The organism is Pararhizobium sp. IMCC21322, assembly GCF_030758295.1.
GTDB lineage: Bacteria > Pseudomonadota > Alphaproteobacteria > Rhizobiales.
This window is the reverse complement of the sequence record NZ_CP132335.1, coordinates 3,144,909-3,166,324: the sequence shown is the minus strand read 5'-3', so window position 1 is coordinate 3,166,324 and position 21,416 is coordinate 3,144,909. Positions and strand designations below refer to the sequence as shown.

The window sequence follows — 21,416 nt, the reverse complement described above, 5'->3', positions numbered from 1 at the left end:
AATAACCGCCCAATAGTTGTGGCGCTGAAGCTTAAGGCTTCAGCGCCACTTTCTTTTTGCCCGCCATATCCTGAATGAACTGCCATGCGGTTCTGCCGGATCGGTATCCCCTCGTTGTGGCCCATTCCAGAGCGGCAGGTCGCCACTCCGATTCGTCTATATTGAGTTCAAAATGCTCCATATAGCCGGACACCATGCGCAGATATTCATCCTGGCTGCATTTATGGAAGCCCAACCACAGACCGAATCGGTCTGACAGCGATACTTTTTCCTCAACGGCTTCACTTGGATTGATGGCAGTCGAGCGCTCATTTTCGATCATGTCGCGTGGCATGAGGTGCCTGCGGTTTGACGTGGCATAGAGCAGCAGATTTGACGGGCGACCTTCAATGCCGCCATCAAGCGCAGCTTTCAGCGCTTTGTAGGATGTATCATCGGTGTCGAAGGACAGATCATCACAAAACAGCAGAAAGCGAAGTTCTTGTTGCGCCAATAAGACCATGAGATCGGGGAGGGACTCAATATCCTCGCGGTGAATCTCAACAAATTTCAGCTTTTCAGTCTCGGATGCGGCCGTTTCGTTGACATGAGCATGGATCGCTTTGACGACGGAGCTTTTGCCCATGCCCCTTGCGCCCCACAACAGGGCGTTGTTTGCAGGATAGCCTGATGCAAATTGTTGCGTGTTCTGCAGAAGGATATCGCGGACCTGTTCAATTCCCTTCAACAGGTTCAACTCGACCCTGTTGACCCTGGGAACCGGCTTTAAAACGCCACTGCGTGCATTCCATACAAAGGCGTCCGCCGCATTAAAGTCCACTGGTTCCACAGCATTTGGCGCCATACGCTCCAAAGCATCCGCGATGCGTGTCAGGGCGGGTTTCAGGTCAAGTTGGAGTTCTTCGGCCGGAATCTGGGTCATAAAGCGTCCAAGTTTATGTTTTTGAGGCAATGTGCCTTTGTTTTCGCTGGCAATTTATGGGCAGATGCCCCATTTGCAAAGCTGTTATAAGCGATCCCGTGGATGAGGCTTGCAAAGCAAAGCGCCGTGAGTATAGTCCGCGAGACTTTTTCGACAGAAAAACCAGCAAAACTGCCCATGCCGATATGGCGTGCGGCGGTGTAACTAGACAGGATTGAACGATGTTCGTAACGCCCGCATATGCGCAGGCCGCCGGTGGCGGTGCTGGAATGATAACCAGCCTTCTTCCATTCGTACTGATCTTCGCGGTGATGTATTTTTTGATTATCCGGCCACAGCGCCAGCGGATGAAAAAGCACGAAGAAATGATTGGCGCCGTGCGTCGTGGGGATACCATCGTCACCAGTGGTGGTCTGATTGGTAAAGTCATCAAAGTGATTGAAGATGGCGGTGAGTTACAAGTCGAGCTGGCCGAAGGCGTGCGTGTCCGCATCGTTCGCTCAATGGTTTCCGATGTGCGCGCCAAGGGCGAGCCGGCCAAAGACGACAGCTAAACGTCCCATGCGGCTTTGGGCGGTGCCCAAAGCAGAAAATGGTTGGCCAAATCTCTCACAGGTGCCTGAATGCTTTATTTTTCTCCGATCAAGACAGTTGCAATTGTCCTGGCCGTTTTGATCGGCCTGATCGCCGCACTTCCCAATTTGATGCCGAAGGATGTTGCAGACAGGTGGCCGGGATGGATTCCTGGCGGCCAGTTGGTTCTGGGGCTGGATTTGCAGGGCGGAGCGCATTTGCTGTTGCAGGTGGAGCGCGATGATCTGATTCAAACCCGTCTGGATGATATTCGGGACAGTTTGCGCACCTCTTTGCGAAATGAACGCATTGGCTATACGGGCCTGACCACGGTTGGTGAGACAGTTCAGGCACGTTTGCGTGACGCTTCTCAAAGTGATGCGGCCAGTGCCGCATTGCAGCCGATCGTTGAACCGATTCCCGGAGGCCTCCTGTCTGGTGGTTTGCCAGTTACGGAAGTGACGCTTGATGTTGATGGTGACGGTCTTATCCAGTTGACCTTCACGCCTGAAGGCATTGCCCGCCGGGTCAGCTCAGCTGTCGATCAGTCTATTGAAGTTATTCGTCGTCGTGTCGATGAACTGGGAACCACCGAGCCCAACATTCAGCGGCAGGGCGAAGACCGTGTGCTGGTTCAGGTGCCGGGTCTGGGTGACCCACAGCGCCTGAAAGACCTTTTGAAGCAGACCGCACGTTTGAGCTTTCATCTGGTAAGTCAGGAAATGTCGGGTGAGCAGGCTTTGCAAGGGCGACCACCATCTGGCGCTGAAGTGATGTTTTCCTCCGATGATCCGCCAATCCCTTACGTGATCGAACGACGCGAGATTGTCAGCGGCGAAGACCTGGTTGATTCTCAACCCGGTTTTGACCAACAGACCAATGAACCGCTTGTGACGTTCCGTTTCAATAATTCAGGTGCGCGTGATTTTGGCCGCGCCTCTACAGATAATGTCGGTCGACCGTTTGCGATTATTCTGGATGATGTCGTGATTTCCGCGCCTGTTATTCGGGAGCCGATTTTGGGCGGTAGCGGGCAGATCAGCGGTAACTTCACGGTTGAGAGCGCCAATGATCTTGCGATCCTGTTGCGCGCTGGAGCCTTACCTGCCGATCTGACGATTGTTGAAGAACGTACGGTTGGGCCCGGCTTGGGGCAGGATTCGATTGAAGCTGGCGAGATTGCCGGGATTATCGCTGCGATCGCAGTGCTTGTCTTTATGGTGCTGTCTTATGGTTTGTTCGGCGTCTTTGCCAATATTGCATTGGCCATAAACATCATCATGATCATGGGCGTTCTGTCCATGTTACAGGCGACATTGACCTTGCCAGGTATCGCCGGAATTATCCTGACCATTGGTATGGCGGTTGATGCGAACGTTCTGATTTACGAGCGAATTCGGGAAGAAGCGCGTGCCGGCAGAAATGCCATTGCGGCCATTGATGCGGGTTACAAACGTGCGCTTGGAACCATTTTGGATGCCAACATCACGACCCTGATTGCAGCGATTATTCTGTTCTCGCTTGGGTCAGGTCCAATCCGTGGTTTTGCCATTACTCTGGCGATTGGTATCGTTACAACCGTCTTTTCCGCCTTCACCGTAAACCGCCTGATTGTGGCATTCTGGGTGCGTCGCACACGCCCCTCAACTGTGCCGATTTAAGGCTGGAGCAACGTTATGCGCACTTTGAAACTTGTCCCGGACGATACAAAAATTGCCTTCATGCGGCACCGCAAATGGGCGTTTCCGCTGTCTGCGGCGCTGATTGTCCTCAGTATGGTTCTGTTTGCCGTAAACGGCCTTAATCTCGGCATCGATTTCCGGGGTGGAACGCTGATGCAGATTAAGACTATTGAAGGCCCGGCCAATATTGGAGAAATCAGAAATGTTCTCTCCGATCTGGATTTGGGCGATGTGCAGGTTCAGGAGTTTGGCTCTCCTCAAGATGTGCTCATTCGAATTCAGCAGCAGGATGGCGGAGAACAGGCTCAACAGGCCGTCGTGGAACTTGTTCGGGGCATCTTGTCTGGAACGGTATCTTTTGAACGGGTTGAAGTTGTCGGACCTGCCGTTTCCGGTGAATTGACACAGACCGGCATACTGGCCGTGGTTGCATCCCTCGGTGCGGTTCTGATTTACATCTGGCTACGGTTTGAGTGGCAATTTGCAGTTGGTGCTGTTGTTGCCACGTTACACGATGTGCTTTTGACAATCGGGATGTTTGCGCTGCTGCAGCTGGAGTTCAATCTGGCGAGTATTGCGGCTGTGCTGACGATTGTGGGGTATTCACTGAACGATACGGTGGTTGTTTATGACAGGGTGCGCGAGAAGCTGCGCAAATTTAAGCGTCTGCCAATTGTCGAACTTCTTGATCTGGCCATTAACAAGACCCTGTCCAGAACTGCACTGACGTCTATCACAACCCTTTTGGCACTTGGCGCTTTGTACGTTTTCGGCGGTGAAGTGATTGCCTCGTTCACATTTGCGATGATCTGGGGGGTGGTGATTGGTACCTATTCGTCGATTTTCATTGCGGCTCCTTTGCTGATGTTCCTGAAGTTGCGCAATACGGATGCTGCCAAGGGTAAAGAGGAACTGGAAAGCTCAAGCGCTGCATGACGAAGGATCGGACGTCAAAGCCCGAGACACCCGGGACACCGGAGACTGGCCCGGCCAATGACGCGCATGATTTCCTCCGTTCGCCCGGAACTATAATAACAGAATCACATTTTCCGGGCCGCGCACCCATTGATGCCTATGGCAATGGCGGCTTTCGCTTTGCCGAAATGTCCCATCGCGGCGGCTTACTGGCTTTGCCCTCGGGTGTTTATGGATGGTCTGCATCCGTTCCTGAAGATGTAACTTTTGAGCGCCTCGACAGGGTTGTGGCGGAAGCTGATGCCATTGAACTCCTGTTCCTTGGTATGGGCGATACAGGCACTTTTCCGTCCAAGGAAACCCGTGTGGCGTTGCGGGATGCTGGCATTCGATTCGAAATCATGTCGACCGGGGCCGCCATTCGAACCTTCAATGTCATTCTGGGGGAAAGGCGGCCGGTTGCGGCGGCTCTGCTGCCGGTTGAGACGGTTCGATGAAGCCGCTTTCGGCTGAGATAGATCTCTACAACCTTGTCCGATCTGCCGACCCGGCGCGCTACTTTGCCAGTCAGTTCATTCCAGCGATGCACCGTGATGATGTCTTTGCATTGCATGCGTTTGATCTGGAAATCCGTAAGATCGTCCGTACCATTCGTGAACCTGTGGCTGGTGAGATTCGCCTGCAATGGTGGCGGGAGGTTTTTCAGGGCGCGCGGGATGCAGAAGCTGCTGCCAGCCCTTTGGCGCACCTCATGCTGGATCTCACACAACGCCATTCCATAGGTCCGCAGATCTGGAAAAATTACCTCGATGGGCGAATATTCGATTTATATGATGACGCGGTTGAAGATCGCGCCGCGTTTGAGGCTTATGCAGGCCAGACGGAAGGAACGGTTCTTCAGCTTGCCTGTCTTATTCTTGACCGTGGACAGTCCACATCGGCTGCACAGGTTTCCGGCTATCTGGCTTGCGTGCTTTGCCTGTGGGACCGTGTCTTGCAGCCAATTCTTTATTCAGATCAGCCTTTAACATCGCAATATGTCAGCAAAATCTCGCGATACCTTCCACCAGAATTTCGGGACCCATCAGGTTTGGTGGCAAATCCTTATCTGGAGTCCGAAACGGTTGATATCGAGCGCGCCATGTCTGAGATTTGCATTGTTGCTGAAAGCTACCTTGAAAAGGCGCGAGCTGCCGCTGACGCCGTGCCGCCAACATTGCGACCGGCATTCTTGCATGCGACCCCAATGGCATCTCAGATAGCGAAGATCTGCCAGCTTTCTCAATTGGAATTGCCATTGAGAAAGGCCGGATCCGAACGTCTTATCTGGCAGCTTTGGCGAAGCTCAAAGCGCTGGCCTTGCTTTTAAGCTGCCATTTTTGGTTTGGAATCTTCGAGCCATTGTTCAAAGTCGACAAGGGCACGTTTGCAGATCGACTGACGCTTGGCGATTGTTTTTTCCTTGCCGCGCAATCTGCGACCGTCGATTTCGGTGACTGCCGGGACAGGCGGAAACAGGCCGAAATTGACGTTCATTGGCTGAAATGACCGCTTGCCGGGGACTTCTTCCGTTGCCAGATGTCCACCGGTAATATGTGACAACAAGGCGCCGAATGCGGTTGTGACCGGCGGGATGGACTTCTCCAGCCCATGCCATTCTTCAGCAGCAAAACGACCTGCCAAAAGACCCATTGATGCGGATTCCACATAGCCTTCGCAGCCGGTGATCTGACCTGCAAACCGCAGGCGTGTGTCGGCTTTCAATCTCAATGTACCGTCCAGAAGGACAGGCGAGTTGAGAAATGTATTGCGATGAAGGCCACCGAGGCGAGCGAATTCAGCGTTTTCAAGGCCCGGAATGAGCCGAAAAATGTCTTTCTGAGCGCCGTATTTCAGCTTTGTCTGGAAGCCGACCATATTATACAGCGTTCCCAAAGCGTTATCCTGTCGGAGTTGCACAACTGCATAGGCTTTTACGTCGGGATTATGGGCATTGGTGAGGCCCATTGGCTTCATTGGACCATGTCGCGGGGTCTCTGGTCCGCGTTCGGCCATGACTTCAATCGGCATGCAGCCTTCGAAGTAAGGTGTGCCTTCCCATTGCTTGAATTCGGTTTTTTCGCCCTCATTCAACGCATTGATGAAATTGTAGTATTGTTCTTTGTCCATTGGGCAATTGATATAGTCCGCACCCGTGCCGCCGGGACCGACCTTGTCGTAGCGGGACTGGAACCACGCCACTGACATGTCGATGCTTTCAAAATAGGCGATAGGTGCAATTGCATCGAAAAATGCCAAAGCGGAAGTGTCTGTCAGTGTAGCAATTGCTTCAGACAATGCTGGCGATGTGAGGGGGCCGGTGGCAATGATGACATTGTCCCAGTCTTCCGGCGGAAGGCCTGCGACTTCATCCCGGTAAATTGTGATGAGCGGTTCGTTTTCCAGCTTCTGTGTTACGGCGGCTGAAAATCCGTCACGGTCCACTGCCAGTGCACCACCGGCGGGAACCTGATTTGCATCGCCACAGGACATGATCAGAGAATCTGCCAGCCGCAACTCCGCGTGCAGAAGGCCGACTGCATTGTTCTGTGCATCGTCTGACCGGAAGGAGTTGGAGCAGACCAGTTCGGCCAGGTGATCGGTCTTATGGGCATCGGTTCCACGGACAGGGCGCATTTCATGGATGACTGCCGGAACATTGCGCCGTGCCAGTTGCCATGCAGCTTCAGAGCCTGCCAGCCCGCCGCCAATAATATGAACCGCCTTCTTCGTCATCAACGTCTCCTTTGTCTGTAGTCGGGCATATAGCACATCCGTCCTTGATTGCATGTGGCTTTTCCCGTCAATTTGCTTTATCCGAACAGTTCTGACGAGGGGGCGTTTATGCGACAGATTCTGGTGTTGTTGATTGCGGTGACATTAACCGGCTGTATCCAATCCGGCGAGGGCGACCCTATGAGTTGGTATGCCAGCCAGGATGGCCGTGCGCCAAAAGGCACCTCGGTTTATGTTTGCCATGGCACAGGCTGCGCCAGAAAAGAGCGCGTCGACTTTTCAGCTGCTGATATGGGGCGGCTGCGATCCATTCTGGCGTCAGGTGCCGGCTCTCCGGAAAAAGAGCGCAGTGCCATGGGACGGGCGGTGCAGTGGTTTGAAAAACGCGTCGCGCCGCAAGTTGGCTCAGGCAATGATGTCGGTGGGTTCGACCTTTCAACCGTCAACAAGCCCGGACAACTCGATTGCATTGACGAAGCCACAAACACAACCAGCGTTTTGAAATTGGCTGCAGACAATAATTACCTGAAACACCATCGTGTTGGACGACCAAAGGCGCGAGGCTTCTTTCTGGATGGCCGCTATCCGCACGCAACAGCTGTTGTCGTTCAGATCAGCAACAGCGAATCCTATGCAATTGATTCCTGGACCCGCGATAATGGGGAGCCACCTGAAATCATGCCGCTGGGTGTCTGGTTCAAACAACGTCCACAAGGCCTGCAGTCCTAAAATCGTAAGGTCCACCGGTCCAGACCGTTGATGTCACTATCCTGTAATGTGATCCTGCCAAGCTTCCCGTGTTGTTAACACAAATGGGGGCTCCCATGAATCAGACATCTAAATTCGCATCGCTTGCCGTCTTGCTGGTTGCGCTGTCTTCTACCAGAGCAATGGCAGACATGATGTTTAACCGGATCGCGAGCTTTCCGGTCAACGAGAATATTCCATCCGACATGGATCAAAAATCGGAAACATCTTCCGAAATTATTTCCGCAACAGAAGGTGGTAATATGCCGATCTATCTTTGGTGACAACGCGTATATCGCGGAACGTGACAATGAGATTGGTGCAAATGCAAAGGTCAAGCGGCTTTACCGTGTGGCCCTGTCGGACATGGTACCTGCCAAGCTGGGCAGTGCATTGCCGCTTGTCAGCAAGGAACTTGTAAGAGACTTCCTGCCCGACCTGAAAGCGACAGGCGGCTACGTTGTCGACAAGCTTGAAGGATTTGCAATTGATGTTGATGGTGTTGGCTATGCTGTGTCCGACAATGATGGCGTTGACGACAGCAACGGTGAGACATTGTTCTTCTCAACCGGAAAAAATGTAAACGGGTCAAACCCGATGTAAGCGTCTGGCACCATTTAAGCGCCTGCCAACAAACAGGCGCTTGATACTAAAAAGGCCCACACATTGATATGTTGTGGGCCTTTTCTTTGGATGGTCGAACATATGACATATTAGCCACGTGTGGACCGACGTGCAACGTGTGGGATGTCGTAAGGAGCAATTCCGAGATCGTCGAGTTCACGACGGGACAGGCGGGACAATTCGCCAACGGTTTTGCGGTACTGGCGCCAGTTGCGGTAGGATTCTGTGAAAGAAGAGAATTGCATTTTAGTCTCCGGTTTGGGTTTGTTTTAAATTCAGAGTTTGTTTCGTTTCTCTGATGATTGCTATTTAGGGTGCGTTGCAACATTTGTGGAGTGACAAAACGGAATATCTGTCCTGCAAAAAACGCAGGTCTCGTGCAAAACTTTCTTAAGAATCAAGGATTTGTCCCGATTTTCCAAAAGCTGGTCACAAAGCTGTCTTCAGAAAATGAGGTCGACAGCATTAATCTGGCAGAATTCTGCCAGATTAACCGGGAATCGCTGCTTTAGTGGGCTCTTGTTGGGCTATTCAGCAGCCATCATAACGTCGCCATTTTCCGGGCGTCGCTCCAGCAAATCTTTCAGGAATTTTCCTGTGTAAGACCGCTCTTCCTTTATGATTTGCTCAGGGGTACCTTCCGCCACAATTTCTCCGCCGCCATCGCCGCCTTCCGGGCCGATGTCGATCACCCAATCTGCGGTTTTGATGACCTCCAGATTGTGTTCAATGACGGCGACTGAATTTCCCTGATCCACAAGTTCATGAAGAACTTCCAATAATTTGGCGACGTCATGAAAATGCAGGCCGGTTGTGGGCTCATCCAGAATATAAAGTGTGCGGCCGGTGGAGCGTTTTGACAGCTCCTTTGCCAGTTTTACCCGCTGCGCTTCACCGCCAGAGAGTGTTGTGGCTTGCTGTCCAACCTTGATATAGCCAAGCCCAACCCGTTGCAGTGTCAGCATCTTGTCGCGGACGGCAGGCACTGCGGCGAAAAACACAGCGCCTTCATCAACAGTCATGTTCAACACATCAGCAATGGATTTGCCTTTGAACTGCACTTCCAGGGTCTCTCGATTATAGCGCTTTCCCTTGCAGACATCGCAGGTGACATAGACATCCGGCAGGAAGTGCATCTCGATTTTGATGACACCATCACCCTGACAGGCTTCGCACCGTCCGCCTTTGACGTTGAATGAGAACCTGCCAGGTGCGTAGCCTCTGATTTTTGCTTCGGGAAGGCCGGAAAACCATTCTCGAATTGGTGTAAAGGCACCGGTATAGGTCGCGGGGTTGGAACGTGGTGTGCGGCCAATGGGGGATTGATCGATATCAATGACCTTGTCCAGATGCTCCAGTCCGGTAATGGCTTTGTGTGGCGACGGCAGGGCTTTTGCACCATTCAGATGTCTGGCAACGGCCCGGTACAGCGTATCGAGCAGCAAGGTCGACTTGCCGCCACCTGACACGCCGGTGATGCAACAAAATGTACCCAGCGGAATCGATGTGGTGACGTCTTTCAGATTGTTACCTGTTGCGCCTTTGATCGTAATTTTCCGGTTCTTTGTTGGTTTGCGCCGCGTTTTTGGCAGAGGAATGGATCGCCGTCCGGACAGATATTGCCCGGTCAGAGACTCCTTGCATTTCATGACTTGCTGCGGTGTTCCGGCCACAACGATTTCACCGCCATGAATGCCCGCCATCGGGCCGACATCGACCACGTGGTCAGCGGTCAAAATGGCTTCCTCATCATGTTCCACAACGATCACTGTATTGCCAAGATCGCGCAGATGTCTGAGCGTCGTCAAAAGCCGGTCATTGTCTCTTTGGTGCAGGCCGATGGAGGGCTCATCCAAAACATAGAGAACGCCAGTCAGGCCAGAACCGATTTGCGAGGCCAGGCGGATGCGCTGGCTTTCACCACCGGACAGGGTTCCCGAATTCCGCGCCAGGGTCAGATATTCCAGGCCGACATCATTCAAAAATGCCAGTCGCTCGCAAATTTCCTTCAGGATACGTCCGGCAATCTCATTCTGCTTATCGCTCAGATCTTCCGGCAGTGTCTGGAACCAGTCCATAGCGTTGCGGATTGAGAGTTCGCTGATCTGAGCAATGTGCTTGCTGGCGATTTTAACCGCAAGTGCTTCGGGTTTCAGCCGGTAGCCGTCGCATGTCTGGCAGGGAGCTGAAGACATGTATTTTTCGATTTCCTCACGGGACCATGAGGAATCCGTTTCCCGCCAGCGGCGCTCCAGATTGGGAATAACGCCCTCAAATGGTTTTTTCGTTTTGTAGGAGCGCAGTCCATCATCATAAGTGAAGGTGATTTCTTTCTTCCCGGTGCCAAACAGAACTGCAGTCTGGGCCTCGGCAGACAGTTTTGACCATTTGTCTCGCAGACCGAAGCCATAAATCTTGCCCACTGCCGCCAGCGTCTGTTGGTAATAGGGCGAGGTTGAGCGCGACCAAGGCGCAACCGCGCCTTTGGCAATGGAGAGTTCGGCATCGGGAATGACCATGTCTTCGCTGACACGTTTTTCAGACCCGAGCCCATCACACGTCGGGCAGGCCCCAAACGGATTGTTGAACGAAAACAGGCGTGGCTCGATTTCCGCAATGGTAAAGCCGGAGACCGGGCAGGCAAATTTCTCCGAGAAAATCAGACGTTCTGGTGTGTCTGCACCTTCTGCTGTGTCAGCATATTCGGCAACCGCAATGCCATCTGCCAGTCCCAACGCAGTTGCCAGTGAATCCGCCAGACGGGAGGCGATGTCTGATCGTACGACGATGCGGTCTACCACCACATCAATGTCGTGTTTGAATTTCTTGTCCAAGACAGGTGCATCTGCAATTTCGTAATAGGTGCCGTCTATCTTGATGCGCAGAAACCCCTTCTTCTGCAACTCAGCCAGTTCCTTGCGGTATTCTCCCTTGCGGCCGCGTACAATGGGGGCCAGCAGAAACAGCCGTGTTCCCTCTGGCAGATCCAGAATGCGATCCACCATCTGGGAAATTGTCTGGCTTTCAATTGGTAATCCGGTTGCCGGCGAGTAGGGGATACCGACCCGGGCAAACAGAAGCCGCATATAGTCGTAAATTTCGGTGACAGTTCCCACGGTGGAGCGCGGGTTGCGTGACGTGGTTTTCTGCTCAATTGAAATTGCGGGCGACAGGCCATCAATCTGGTCGACATCAGGCTTCTGCATCATTTCCAGAAACTGCCGTGCATAGGCTGACAGCGATTCGACATAGCGTCGCTGGCCTTCGGCATAAATAGTGTCAAACGCCAGTGAGGATTTGCCCGATCCGGACAAGCCGGTCATGACAATCAGCTTGTCCCGGGGCAGATCAATGTCCACGCCTTTCAGATTATGTTCGCGGGCTCCGCGTACCGAAATCATCGGAGTGAGATTCTTTGCAGCCTTGGATTTACTGCTGGTTCCAAAATTGGATTTGCTGGGCATAGAACTTAACTGACCGTCTGAATAGGGATGGAAACAGATTGAATGGAGACTGATTAAACCGGGTGTTAGCTGCTGAATAGTGCTGCACGGAATATGATTCTTATTCCGGTACAATTTCGATTTGGCACTTTGATGTCGTTAATCAAGGTCCAGACCGGTATTCATGGCGTAGTTGAACTGGAATCAACAGACATCTTGCATTTTTTTTAAGGCTAATGCATGTTCCCCACAATTGGAACATAAAAAGAACAAAACCTCTGAATCCGTTGATGAGCCTAGAGTCTGGACTCAATTGGGAGATTAAATTGAATTCAGACCTCAGCTTTTGACCGTGATAGCAACAGCATGTGTGGAAAACTGTCAGCAGTGTGTCATTAATGGTGGAAGAGGCCGTGGAAAACGACGATGTGTGTTAAAAGAACCGACAATTATCTCGTCGATAGCTGCAATTGCGGCTCGAAAACAGCAATTTACCAACAGAGCCAGCATTTGCTGGCTGACCTTTACGTCAGGAGTATGCCATGGCTGGCAGTGTCAACAAAGTAATCTTGGTGGGAAATCTGGGTGCAGACCCGGAAATCCGTCGTTTGAACTCCGGCGATCCTGTCGTCAATCTTCGGATTGCCACCAGTGAGAGCTGGCGTGATAAAAACTCCGGTGAGCGTCGTGAAAAAACCGAATGGCACCAGGTCGTCATTTTCAATGATAATCTGGCCAAAGTTGCTGAGAACTATCTGAAGAAGGGCGCGAAAGTCTATCTTGAGGGCCAGCTTCAAACGCGGCAGTGGGAAGATCAATCCGGTCAAAAGCGTTATACGACTGAGATCGTGCTGCAACGCTATCGCGGTGAATTGCAGATGCTCGACTCGCGCGGTCAGGGCGGGCAGGATTCTGCCGGCGGCGGTTATGATCGTGGTGCTGTGAGCAATCAGTCCGGTGGCAACCAGGCTGGCGGCAATCAGGGCGGCGGTAATAATTTCGGGCAATCAGACCCGATGCAGAAGGGCGGCGGTAGCAATTTCGCCGACGATATGGATGATGAGATTCCGTTCTAGAAACCTGAAATCTTTCGCTTCTTTATCGGCATTTGTCTTGTCGTTCATGATGTTGCCAACGGTGGCGTTGGCCGGCGAAGCTGATGTGGTGAATGCCACGGCAACCCCTACCGGCGGGGATACATGGCGGGTTGAGGCAACCGTCCGCCATGCCGATGAGGGCTGGGACCATTATGCCAATGCCTTTGAGGTGCTTGATCCACAGGGCAAAGTGCTTGCTGTTCGGGAATTGCTGCATCCGCATGTGAATGAACAGCCGTTCACGCGTTCTCTAGGTGGTGTTGCCATTCCACCGGAAACGGCTTTCATAATGATCAGGGCCAAGGATTCGGTTCACGAATATGGTGGCGCGGAATTTAGAATTGACTTGCCCGCGCAATAGCGGGCTCAAGCCGTTGGTGCGGCCATAAAAGCCAAAATGCCATCTGCTACGAATTGGACTGACAAGGCGGCAAGAATGACGCCCAGCAGCCGAGTGAGCACCATGCGGCCTGTATCGCCGAGGATGTGATCCAGCCTTTCGGCAAGCATGAAGACCACCATACACAAAACCATCAACGCCAGAATGACGCCAATCAGGGCACTACGCTCTATTGGTGATGACATTTCAGTGGACAAAAGGACGGTTGCCGAGATGGCACCCGGTCCCGCGATCAGCGGTATGGCCAGAGGAAACACGGCGATGTGCTTTGCCTCTTCATGGCTGACGACAGCGCGATCCGTGGTCTCCTGCTTTCGCTCCTGACGTTTTTCATAAACCATTTCAAAAGCCAGCCAGAAGAGAAGCAGACCGCCTGCAATGCGAAACGCCGGCATGGTGATGCCGAATAGATCAAGGATGGTCATACCTGCCAGAGCAAACATCACCAGAAGGCCTGTGCTGATCAGGATGCCTCTCAGGGCAATCTGGGTCCGCGTGGCGCGGTCCATGCCTGCCGTGAGCGCCAGAAACAACGGTGCAAGCCCAATTGGATCAATGGTTACCAGCAATGTGACAGTGGCATTTATGAGCGTATCAAATTCCATGACAACAAGCCGTGCAGCGATGGCCTATGGGTGTCAAGGCGCAATTTCAAAGCGCTGATACGCCAGAAAAAACAGAGCCTATCGTGAATTTGGCAAGAATAACTGTAACTATCTGTTTTGTTTGAAAAAAATGCAGGCATTTTCACATGGTCAAATTGGTCTTTGCGGTACTGGCAGTCTATACTGAATCACCTCAATTCAGGGCGACGATTCGTCGCCTTTAACCCGTGAGTACAGATTTGTCCGATAACGAGAATACCCCTCAGGGAAACGAGCCATCCGGCGATCTGCCGTCCGATATTGAACGCATCGGTATTGTTGAAGAAATGAAGCGGTCCTATCTCGATTACGCAATGAGCGTGATCGTCAGCCGCGCCTTGCCAGATGTGCGTGACGGTTTGAAGCCTGTGCATCGGCGCATCCTGTATGCCATGCATGGAATGGGTCTTGAACACAACAAACCGTATCGTAAATCTGCCGGTGTTGTGGGTGAGGTGATGGGTAAGTATCACCCCCATGGTGACAGCGCGATTTATGACGCGCTGGTGCGTATGGCCCAGGAATTCTCCATGCGTCTGCCACTTGTGGACGGGCAGGGCAATTTTGGCTCTGTCGATGGCGATCCACCTGCTGCCATGCGTTATACGGAATGCCGAATGGAAAAGGCGGCCCAGTATCTGCTTGCGGACATTGAAAAAGACACGGTTGATTTCCAGGAAAACTATGATGGGCGTGAGCGAGAACCGGTTGTCATGCCGTCCCGCTTCCCCAACCTGCTGGCCAACGGAGCCGGCGGCATTGCAGTTGGCATGGCCACCAATATCCCTCCGCATAATCTGGGTGAGGTGATCAATTCCTGTATTGCGCTGATCGATGATCCGGAGATCACGCTGTCTGGCATTATGGAGCATATGCCGGGCCCTGATTTTCCAACCGGCGGCATGATCCTTGGCCGTGCTGGCATCCGCTCCGCATTTGAAACCGGTCGCGGCAGTGTCATCATGCGTGGCAAGGTGGCCACCGAAATGGTGCGCAAGGACCGTGAAGCGCTGATCATCACCGAAATTCCTTATCAGGTGAACAAAGCCACCATGATCGAAAAGATCGCTGATCTGGTGCGCGAAAAGCGTGTCGAGGGCATTTCTGACATACGCGATGAATCTGATCGTGACGGTATGCGGGTTGTTGTTGAACTGAAACGTGATGCGGTTGCTGATGTGGTGTTGAACCAGATCTACCGTTTCTCGCCTTTGCAGGGCTCATTTGGCTGTAACATGGTGGCGCTGAATGGCGGCAAGCCGGAGCAGATGACGCTTCTGGATATGTTGCGCGCATTTGTGGCATTCCGCGAAGTCGTTGTTAGCCGCAGAACCAAGTTTCTGCTGAACAAGGCGCGCGATCGGGCTCATGTTCTGGTGGGTCTGGCCATTGCTGTTGCCAATATCGATATGGTCATCGCGCTTATCCGTGCTGCCCCGGATCCCGCGACTGCGCGGGCTCAATTGCTTGAGAAAAGCTGGCCTGCACGAGACATTGAGCCGCTGATCCGCCTGATTGATGATCCCCGACACCGTGTTCAGGAAGATGGCACCTATACATTGTCGGAAGAACAGGCACGCGCCATTCTGGAGCTGCGTCTGCAGCGTCTGACAGGGATCGGTCAGGAAGAGATTTCTGACGAGCTGAACAAGCTTGGCGACGAGATCAAGGAATATCTTGAAATTCTCGGTTCGCGCCTGCGCATCATGACCATCATCAAGGATGAATTGCAGGAATCGCACGAGCTGTTTGCCACGCCGCGCCGGACAGAAATTCTGGACGGTGGTGCCGAGCTTGAGGATGAAGACCTGATCCAACGTGAGGATATGGTCATCACCGTATCCCACACGGGCTATATCAAGCGTGTGCCATTGGCGACTTATCGGGCGCAGCGACGGGGCGGCAAGGGTCGTTCCGGCATGTCGACCAAAGATGAGGATTTCGTGACACGGCTGTTTGTGGCCAACACCCACACACCGCTGCTGTTCTTCTCCTCACGCGGTATTGTCTACAAGCTGAAAGCCTGGCGTTTGCCTATAGGCAGCCCGCAGTCTCGCGGTAAGGCGCTGATCAATATTCTGCCGTTGCAGCAGGATGAAACCATCACCACAATCATGCCTTTGCCGGAAGATGAAGAGAGCTGGGCACAGTTGGATGTGATGTTTGCCACGTCGCGCGGCACAATTCGTCGCAACAAGCTGTCGGACTTTGTTCAGGTCAACCGAAATGGCAAAATCGCCATGAAGCTGGATGAGGGAGACGCCATTGTCGGCGTTGAAACCTGTTCTGCCGATGATGATGTGCTGCTGACCAGCCTGAAAGGGCAGTGTATTCGCTTTAGAGTGCAAGATGTGCGCGTCTTTACCGGCCGAAACTCGGTCGGGGTGCGCGGTATCAACATGGCGTCTGGCGATACTGTGATCGCGATGTCGATCCTGCGTCATTTCGAGGCAACACCAGCAGAACGCACGGCCTTTATCAAGAAAAGTCGTATGTTGCGCGGGATTGAAGAGGAAGGGGCTTCGACAGAAGTGCCTGATGATGAGGCCGAAGCGGTTACAGGTCCGGACGAGACGGTTCTGGACGACGCCAAGTTTGAAGCCATGCTTGAAGCTGAGCAGGTTATTCTGGCCATATCTGAAAATGGCTATGGCAAGCGCAGTTCTTCCTTTGAATACCGGGTTTCCGGTCGCGGTGGTAAGGGCATTGCTGCGATGAGCATGTCTGACCGAAACGGGGCACTCGCTGCGTCTTTCCGGGTGGATGCGGGTGATGAAATCATGCTCGTCACCAATGGCGGTCAGCTCATTCGCTGCCCGATTGATGGTATCCGTCTCGCGGGCCGATCAACTCAGGGTGTCACGGTGTTCAACACCGCAAAGGACGAAATTGTTGTTTCTGTTGAGCGTATTAGCGAGATTGAAGGCGATGATGAGGACGATGGCGAAGATGCTGAGGGCAATGGTTCTGAAGTGATAGAGCCAGGTGATGCACAAGCTTCTTCCGATGGCGCTGACGCTGAGGCTGCGGATTCTGACACATCAGAGGCCGGTTCTTCAGATACAGACACTTCAGACACATAAGCTACTTCATTCCGGGGTTTTCGATTAAAATCCCGGAATGACTTTGATCCCATGATGATCCTGGAATAGGGTCAGATTTTCTCCGCTGGAATGCACATGTCCGTTGTTGAAGATTATGATCGAATATTGCAGCCACGCGCGACGCAGGGTCTTGTCGGGGCAGAAAAGCTGCAAAGCGTGTTTCTGGACGCGCTCGGTCACGGCAGATTGCACCATGCCTGGTTGATTGGCGGCCCGGACAGTTGCGGCAAGGCGACCTTTGCCTATCAGGTTGCCAAGTTTTTGCTGGACCATCAATTTGCCGTCTGGGACGCGGCGCCAAAAGTTCAGGATTTATCGGTTTCTCCAGACAGTCGGGCTGCGGCTAAAATCAGCGCCGGATCGCACTCTGATCTGCTCCTTTTGTCGCGTCGATGGGATGCGGATAACAAGCGTATGACAGCCGGTATACCGGTGAATGATGTGCGCCGGTTAACCCAGTTTCTGGGGTCAACAGCAGGTGAGGGTGGCTGGCGCATTGTCATTGTCGACAAGGTGGATGACATGGCACCTGCTGCTGCAAATGCGCTTTTGAAATCACTTGAGGAACCACCCTCTAATTGTCTGTTTCTATTGATTTCTGATAATATTCAACGGCTGCTTCCAACAATTAGGTCCAGATGCCGAAAATCCATGCTCTCGCGGCCAACCGACACTGAGATGGCGACTATCGTGAAAGCGCAAATGGAGGAATTCGACGCGGCTGAATTTGCGCTGGTTGAAGGGCTGGCAGATGGACGTGTGCGCTATGCGATGGATCTTATGGCAACAGACCATGGTGATCTGCGGCACGACATGCAAGCGCGTCTTGATGAGCCTCCGGGTGATCTGAAAAATCTGCATGCGCTGGCGGATGCTCTGTGCCTGCGGGGGCGTGATGCGTTGTTCGCGGAGTTTTTGGAACGCGCCCGGCTTTTTGTGCATAATCGTGCCAAAGCCATGGCCGGGCAGGGCGCTGCAAACCCGTGGATTGATGTTTGGGACGTGCTGGATCGGCAACAGCGTGAGACTGAGACCTATAATCTGGACAAGAAACAGTTGATCCTGAACCTGTTTGCGCTACTAAACAAAGCCAAACATGCTGCGGCCCTTTTGCCAGCTTAAGGGCCCGCTTAGACAGGTCAGTTCCAGTTATGAGTCAAAAGACGTTCTACATCACGACAGCAATTTCCTATCCCAATGGCGCGCCCCATATCGGGCATGCCTATGAGTTGATTGCGACCGATGCCATGGCGCGCTTCAAGCGCCTTGATGGCTACGACACGTTTTTTCTGACCGGCGTTGATGAGCACGGGTTGAAAATGCTGAAAACGGCGCGAGATCTGGGCATCTCCACACAGGAGCTTGCCGACCGCAATACAGCCCGTTTTCAGGAGATGGCGGTGGCGTTGAATGCGTCCAATGACGATTATCTGCGCACGTCTGAACCTCGGCACCATGCGGCCAGTGTTGAAATTTGGAAGCGCATGGCCGCAGCTGGTGACATCTACAAAAACACCTATTCCGGTTGGTACTCCGTTCGTGATGAAGCCTATTATGGTGAAGATGAAATCACCACAAATGAAGACGGCGTCAAGCTGGGCGGGCAGGGCACGCCGGTGGAGTGGGTGGAGGAAGACAGTTATTTCTTCAAACTATCCGCCTATCAGGACCGCCTGCTGGCCTATTTTGAGGCCAATCCGGATTTTATCGGACCGGATGAGCGCCGCAACGAAATCATCAGCTTTGTTAAATCGGGCCTGCGGGATTTGTCGATTTCACGGACAACGTTTGACTGGGGTGTAAAGGTTCCGGATGATCCTGAACATGTCATGTATGTCTGGGTTGATGCGCTGACCAATTATCTGACAGCAACCGGGTTTCCGGATGAGAACGCGGAAAGAGCCAGGTTCTGGCCGGCCGATGTGCATGTGATTGGGAAAGATATCATTCGCTTTCACGCGGTGTACTGGCCAGCATTCCTGATGTCTGCCGGTCTGCCATTGCCGAAACGGGTTTATGCACATGGCTTCCTGTTTAATCGCGGGGAGAAAATGTCGAAATCGGTTGGCAATGTGGTTGATCCCATTTCTCTGGTCGAAGCTTATGGTCTTGATGCCTTGCGCTATTTTCTGCTGCGTGAAGTCCCATTCGGGCGTGATGGCAGCTATAGCCATGACGCAATTGTTGCGCGGATGAACGCTGATCTGGCCAATGATCTGGGCAATCTGGCTCAGCGCTCCTTGTCCATGGTGTTCAAGAATTTGGACGGGTTGCTGGAAGCACCAGCACAATACTCTGACGAAGACACGGCCATTCTGGAGCAGGCGAGGGCTCTCCTGCCGCTGTGTCGGGATGCCATGGACGTGCAGGCGCCGCACAATGCGCTCAATGCCATTTGGGCTGTGGTGAGTGAGGCCAACCGATATTTCGCGGCTCAGGAACCCTGGGCACTGAAAAAGACCGATCCGCAACGTATGGCGACGGTTTTGTTTGTAACTGCCGAGATTGTGCGACGCGTTGCCATTCTGGCGCAGCCCTTTATGCCTGAATCCTCGGCCAAGCTGCTGGATGTCTTGTGTGTGCCCGAAGATGGACGCGACTTTGCAGCCTTGGCACCGGATCAAATTCTGGCCAGCGGTACGCAGATCGACAAGCCGGAAGGTGTGTTTCCACGATTTGTTGAAGCGGCATCCGAGAGCTGAGAGAGCCAATGCTGATTGACAGTCATTGCCACCTGGACTTTCCCGATTTCGCAGATCAATTGGAGGATGTGGTCGCGCGCGCGCGGGACCGTGGTGTTCAGCGCATTATCACGATCTGCACGCGTGTCGAAAAATTCGAACAAGTGCTTGCTGTTGCAGAGAAATTTGACGATGTGTTCTGTTCCGTCGGGACCCATCCGCATAATGCGGATGAAGAATTGCATATCACCACAGATCGTCTGGTTGAATTGTCCGCGCATCCAAAGGTGGTGGCAATCGGGGAGGCGGGGCTCGACTACCATTACGACAAGAGTGCCCGTGAAGCTCAAAAACAGAGCTTTATCGCGCATATTGCCGCTGCACGTATCACCGAATTGCCTCTGGTTATCCACGCGCGGTCAGCGGATGCCGACATGATAGACATTTTGAAGAAAGAGACGGAAATCGGTTCGTTTCCGGCTGTTCTGCATTGCTTTTCATCAGGCGCAGGCCTGGCCAAGATTGGCGTTGAACTGGGTCTTTATGTATCGTTTTCGGGCATTGCGACCTTCAAAAACGCTCAGGATATCCGCGATATTGCACGCGATGTGCCGTCTGATCGCATTCTGGTTGAGACAGATGCGCCATATCTGGCGCCGGTGCCGCATCGTGGCCGCACGAATGAGCCGTCCTATGTGGCCGATACAGCTGCGTCACTGGCGGAGACGCTTAATCTGGATGTGTCAGAATTTATTGAGCAGACTGGAGCCAATGCATTCCGGCTGTTCAAAAAACTGCCGAAGGTCTTATGAGCCTGCGCTTTACCATTCTGGGCAGCGGATCATCGCCCGGCGTGCCACGCATTGGAAATGAATGGGGTGCATGTGATCCGGACAATCCAAAGAACCGCCGGCGGCGCTGTAGTCTGCTTGTGGAGAAACGCAGCAAAGATGGCGTGACGCGCATCATCATCGACACGGGTCCGGATTTTCGCGAACAATGCCTGTCGCAAAATATCGATTGGGCTGATGCGGTGCTGTACACGCACGCGCATGCCGATCACGTCCACGGCATTGATGATTTGCGCGCATTCGTAATCAACCGACGCCAGCGCGTCCATATCTATGCTGATCGCGTGACGCTGGATCGGCTGCATGCTGGATTTGACTATTGCTTCAATACGCCGACAGGCTCGTCTTATCCACCCATTCTTGTGGCGCATGAAATTGCACATGGCGAGACGCTGTCCATTGATGGTCCTGGCGGCATCATCGACATTCTACCGTTTAAACAGATACATGGTGACATTCTCTCATTCGGTTTTCGAATTGGTGACTTGGCTTATTCATCTGACATCAGCGCATTGCCGTCAGAGAGCGCCGCGCTGCTATCCGGACTGTCTCACTGGATTGTCGACGCGCTGCGCTACGATCCGCATCCCAGTCATTTCTCACTGCGCGAGGCGCTTGAGGCTATCGAACAGATTGGCCCCAAGCAGGCTGTATTGACCCATATGCACATCGATCTCGATTATGAGACAGTGCGTCAGGAAACCCCGGAATACGTGGAACCCGCCTATGATGGCTGGTTTTGTGACATATAATTATTCCATAATATATCTTATGCGATAATTGGGTGTGGTGTCCCACTGTGTTATGGTGGCACCCCCTACATGCGCCTACATATGCATTGCTCATAACGGATGGAGCTTGGTGCACTGCTTTCCCCTCCTCCAGAAAGCAGCCATCGAATGATCCGGCGGCTTGGTCATTTTCGGAGTGATGCTACTTCGCTGGGACATGTGACTGG

At 52.9% G+C, this 21,416-nt stretch carries 17 protein-coding genes and 2 pseudogenes; 14 read left to right on the top strand and 5 right to left on the bottom strand.

Features of this window, described 5'->3' with window-relative positions:
* Positions 1 to 31 precede the first annotated feature (31 nt).
* On the bottom strand, positions 32 to 922 hold the full coding sequence (locus RAL91_RS14930) for an ATP-binding protein (RefSeq protein WP_306257026.1): 891 nt from the start codon (positions 920 to 922) through the stop codon (positions 32 to 34).
* A gap of 221 nt (positions 923 to 1,143) precedes the next feature.
* On the opposite strand from RAL91_RS14930, the gene yajC reads away from it, so the two are divergent.
* The 4 genes and pseudogenes from yajC (at position 1,144) to RAL91_RS14905 (ending at position 5,461) form a co-directional block, all read left to right on the top strand.
* The gene (gene yajC, locus RAL91_RS14925) at positions 1,144 to 1,476 is read left to right on the top strand and encodes a preprotein translocase subunit YajC (protein WP_306257025.1); all 333 of its coding nucleotides are present in this window, start codon (positions 1,144 to 1,146) and stop codon (positions 1,474 to 1,476) included.
* A gap of 69 nt (positions 1,477 to 1,545) precedes the next feature.
* Positions 1,546 to 4,113: pseudogene (gene secD / locus RAL91_RS25105) on the top strand (protein translocase subunit SecD).
* Positions 4,110 to 4,589 carry an Mth938-like domain-containing protein gene (locus RAL91_RS14910; RefSeq protein ID WP_306257022.1) on the top strand — a complete coding sequence of 160 codons (480 nt, stop codon included), beginning with the start codon at positions 4,110 to 4,112 and terminating at the stop codon, positions 4,587 to 4,589. The pseudogene secD and the gene RAL91_RS14910 overlap by 4 nt, the downstream one beginning before the upstream one ends.
* Positions 4,586 to 5,461 carry a squalene/phytoene synthase family protein gene (locus tag RAL91_RS14905; protein WP_306257021.1) on the top strand — a complete coding sequence of 292 codons (876 nt, stop codon included), beginning with the start codon at positions 4,586 to 4,588 and terminating at the stop codon, positions 5,459 to 5,461. The genes RAL91_RS14910 and RAL91_RS14905 overlap by 4 nt, the downstream gene beginning before the upstream one ends.
* On the opposite strand, the gene trmFO is transcribed toward RAL91_RS14905, so the two are convergent.
* Positions 5,458 to 6,867, bottom strand: coding sequence for a methylenetetrahydrofolate--tRNA-(uracil(54)-C(5))-methyltransferase (FADH(2)-oxidizing) TrmFO (gene trmFO, locus RAL91_RS14900; protein WP_306257019.1), 1,410 nt, complete (start codon positions 6,865 to 6,867; stop codon positions 5,458 to 5,460). The genes RAL91_RS14905 and trmFO overlap by 4 nt on opposite strands.
* 108 nt (positions 6,868 to 6,975) lie before the next feature.
* On the opposite strand from trmFO, the gene RAL91_RS14895 reads away from it, so the two are divergent.
* From RAL91_RS14895 to RAL91_RS14885, 3 genes and pseudogenes are all read left to right on the top strand, one after another.
* Positions 6,976 to 7,596, top strand: a complete 621-nt coding sequence (locus RAL91_RS14895) for a hypothetical protein (protein WP_306257018.1) — start codon at positions 6,976 to 6,978, stop codon at positions 7,594 to 7,596.
* Positions 7,597 to 7,691: 95 nt separating this feature from the next.
* The gene (locus tag RAL91_RS14890; RefSeq protein WP_306257016.1) at positions 7,692 to 7,898 is read left to right on the top strand and encodes a hypothetical protein; all 207 of its coding nucleotides are present in this window, start codon (positions 7,692 to 7,694) and stop codon (positions 7,896 to 7,898) included.
* Positions 7,885 to 8,217, top strand: a pseudogene (locus tag RAL91_RS14885) (esterase-like activity of phytase family protein); the annotation flags it as partial. The gene RAL91_RS14890 and the pseudogene RAL91_RS14885, both read left to right, overlap by 14 nt.
* Before the next feature lie 110 nt (positions 8,218 to 8,327).
* On the opposite strand, the gene RAL91_RS14880 reads toward RAL91_RS14885, so the two are convergent.
* Entirely contained in the window at positions 8,328 to 8,483 is a 156-nt protein-coding gene (locus RAL91_RS14880; RefSeq protein WP_306257014.1) for a DUF1127 domain-containing protein, read from the bottom strand.
* Positions 8,484 to 8,765: 282 nt separating this feature from the next.
* Positions 8,766 to 11,639 carry an excinuclease ABC subunit UvrA gene (gene uvrA / locus RAL91_RS14875; protein ID WP_306257013.1) on the bottom strand — a complete coding sequence of 958 codons (2,874 nt, stop codon included), beginning with the start codon at positions 11,637 to 11,639 and terminating at the stop codon, positions 8,766 to 8,768.
* A gap of 584 nt (positions 11,640 to 12,223) precedes the next feature.
* Between uvrA and ssb the strand changes: the two genes are divergently transcribed.
* Together ssb and RAL91_RS14865 are read left to right on the top strand one after the other, a co-directional pair.
* Positions 12,224 to 12,757, top strand: coding sequence for a single-stranded DNA-binding protein (gene ssb, locus RAL91_RS14870; RefSeq protein ID WP_306257012.1), 534 nt, complete (start codon positions 12,224 to 12,226; stop codon positions 12,755 to 12,757).
* On the top strand, positions 12,741 to 13,139 hold the full coding sequence (locus tag RAL91_RS14865) for a hypothetical protein (protein WP_306257010.1): 399 nt from the start codon (positions 12,741 to 12,743) through the stop codon (positions 13,137 to 13,139). Before ssb ends, RAL91_RS14865 begins: the two co-directional genes overlap by 17 nt.
* 5 nt (positions 13,140 to 13,144) lie before the next feature.
* On the opposite strand, the gene RAL91_RS14860 is transcribed toward RAL91_RS14865, so the two are convergent.
* A complete protein-coding gene (locus RAL91_RS14860; protein ID WP_306257008.1) occupies positions 13,145 to 13,783 on the bottom strand; it encodes a MarC family protein in 639 nt (212 codons plus the stop codon).
* A gap of 326 nt (positions 13,784 to 14,109) precedes the next feature.
* Here RAL91_RS14860 and gyrA point away from each other — a divergent pair, with 326 nt between their 5' ends.
* From gyrA to RAL91_RS14835, 5 genes are all read left to right on the top strand, one after another.
* A complete protein-coding gene (gyrA, locus tag RAL91_RS14855; RefSeq protein ID WP_371932549.1) occupies positions 14,110 to 16,905 on the top strand; it encodes a DNA gyrase subunit A in 2,796 nt (931 codons plus the stop codon).
* 96 nt (positions 16,906 to 17,001) lie between these two features.
* Positions 17,002 to 18,048, top strand: coding sequence for a DNA polymerase III subunit delta' (locus RAL91_RS14850; protein ID WP_306257005.1), 1,047 nt, complete (start codon positions 17,002 to 17,004; stop codon positions 18,046 to 18,048).
* Between the two features lie 29 nt (positions 18,049 to 18,077).
* Positions 18,078 to 19,628 (top strand): methionine--tRNA ligase, encoded by a 1,551-nt coding sequence (metG, locus tag RAL91_RS14845; RefSeq protein WP_306257003.1) that lies wholly within the window; start codon positions 18,078 to 18,080, stop codon positions 19,626 to 19,628.
* Between the two features lie 8 nt (positions 19,629 to 19,636).
* Complete coding sequence (locus tag RAL91_RS14840) at positions 19,637 to 20,419, top strand: TatD family hydrolase (protein WP_306257002.1); 783 nt, start codon at positions 19,637 to 19,639, stop codon at positions 20,417 to 20,419.
* Complete coding sequence (locus RAL91_RS14835; protein WP_306257001.1) at positions 20,416 to 21,210, top strand: MBL fold metallo-hydrolase; 795 nt, start codon at positions 20,416 to 20,418, stop codon at positions 21,208 to 21,210. Before RAL91_RS14840 ends, RAL91_RS14835 begins: the two co-directional genes overlap by 4 nt.
* Positions 21,211 to 21,416 lie beyond the last annotated feature (206 nt).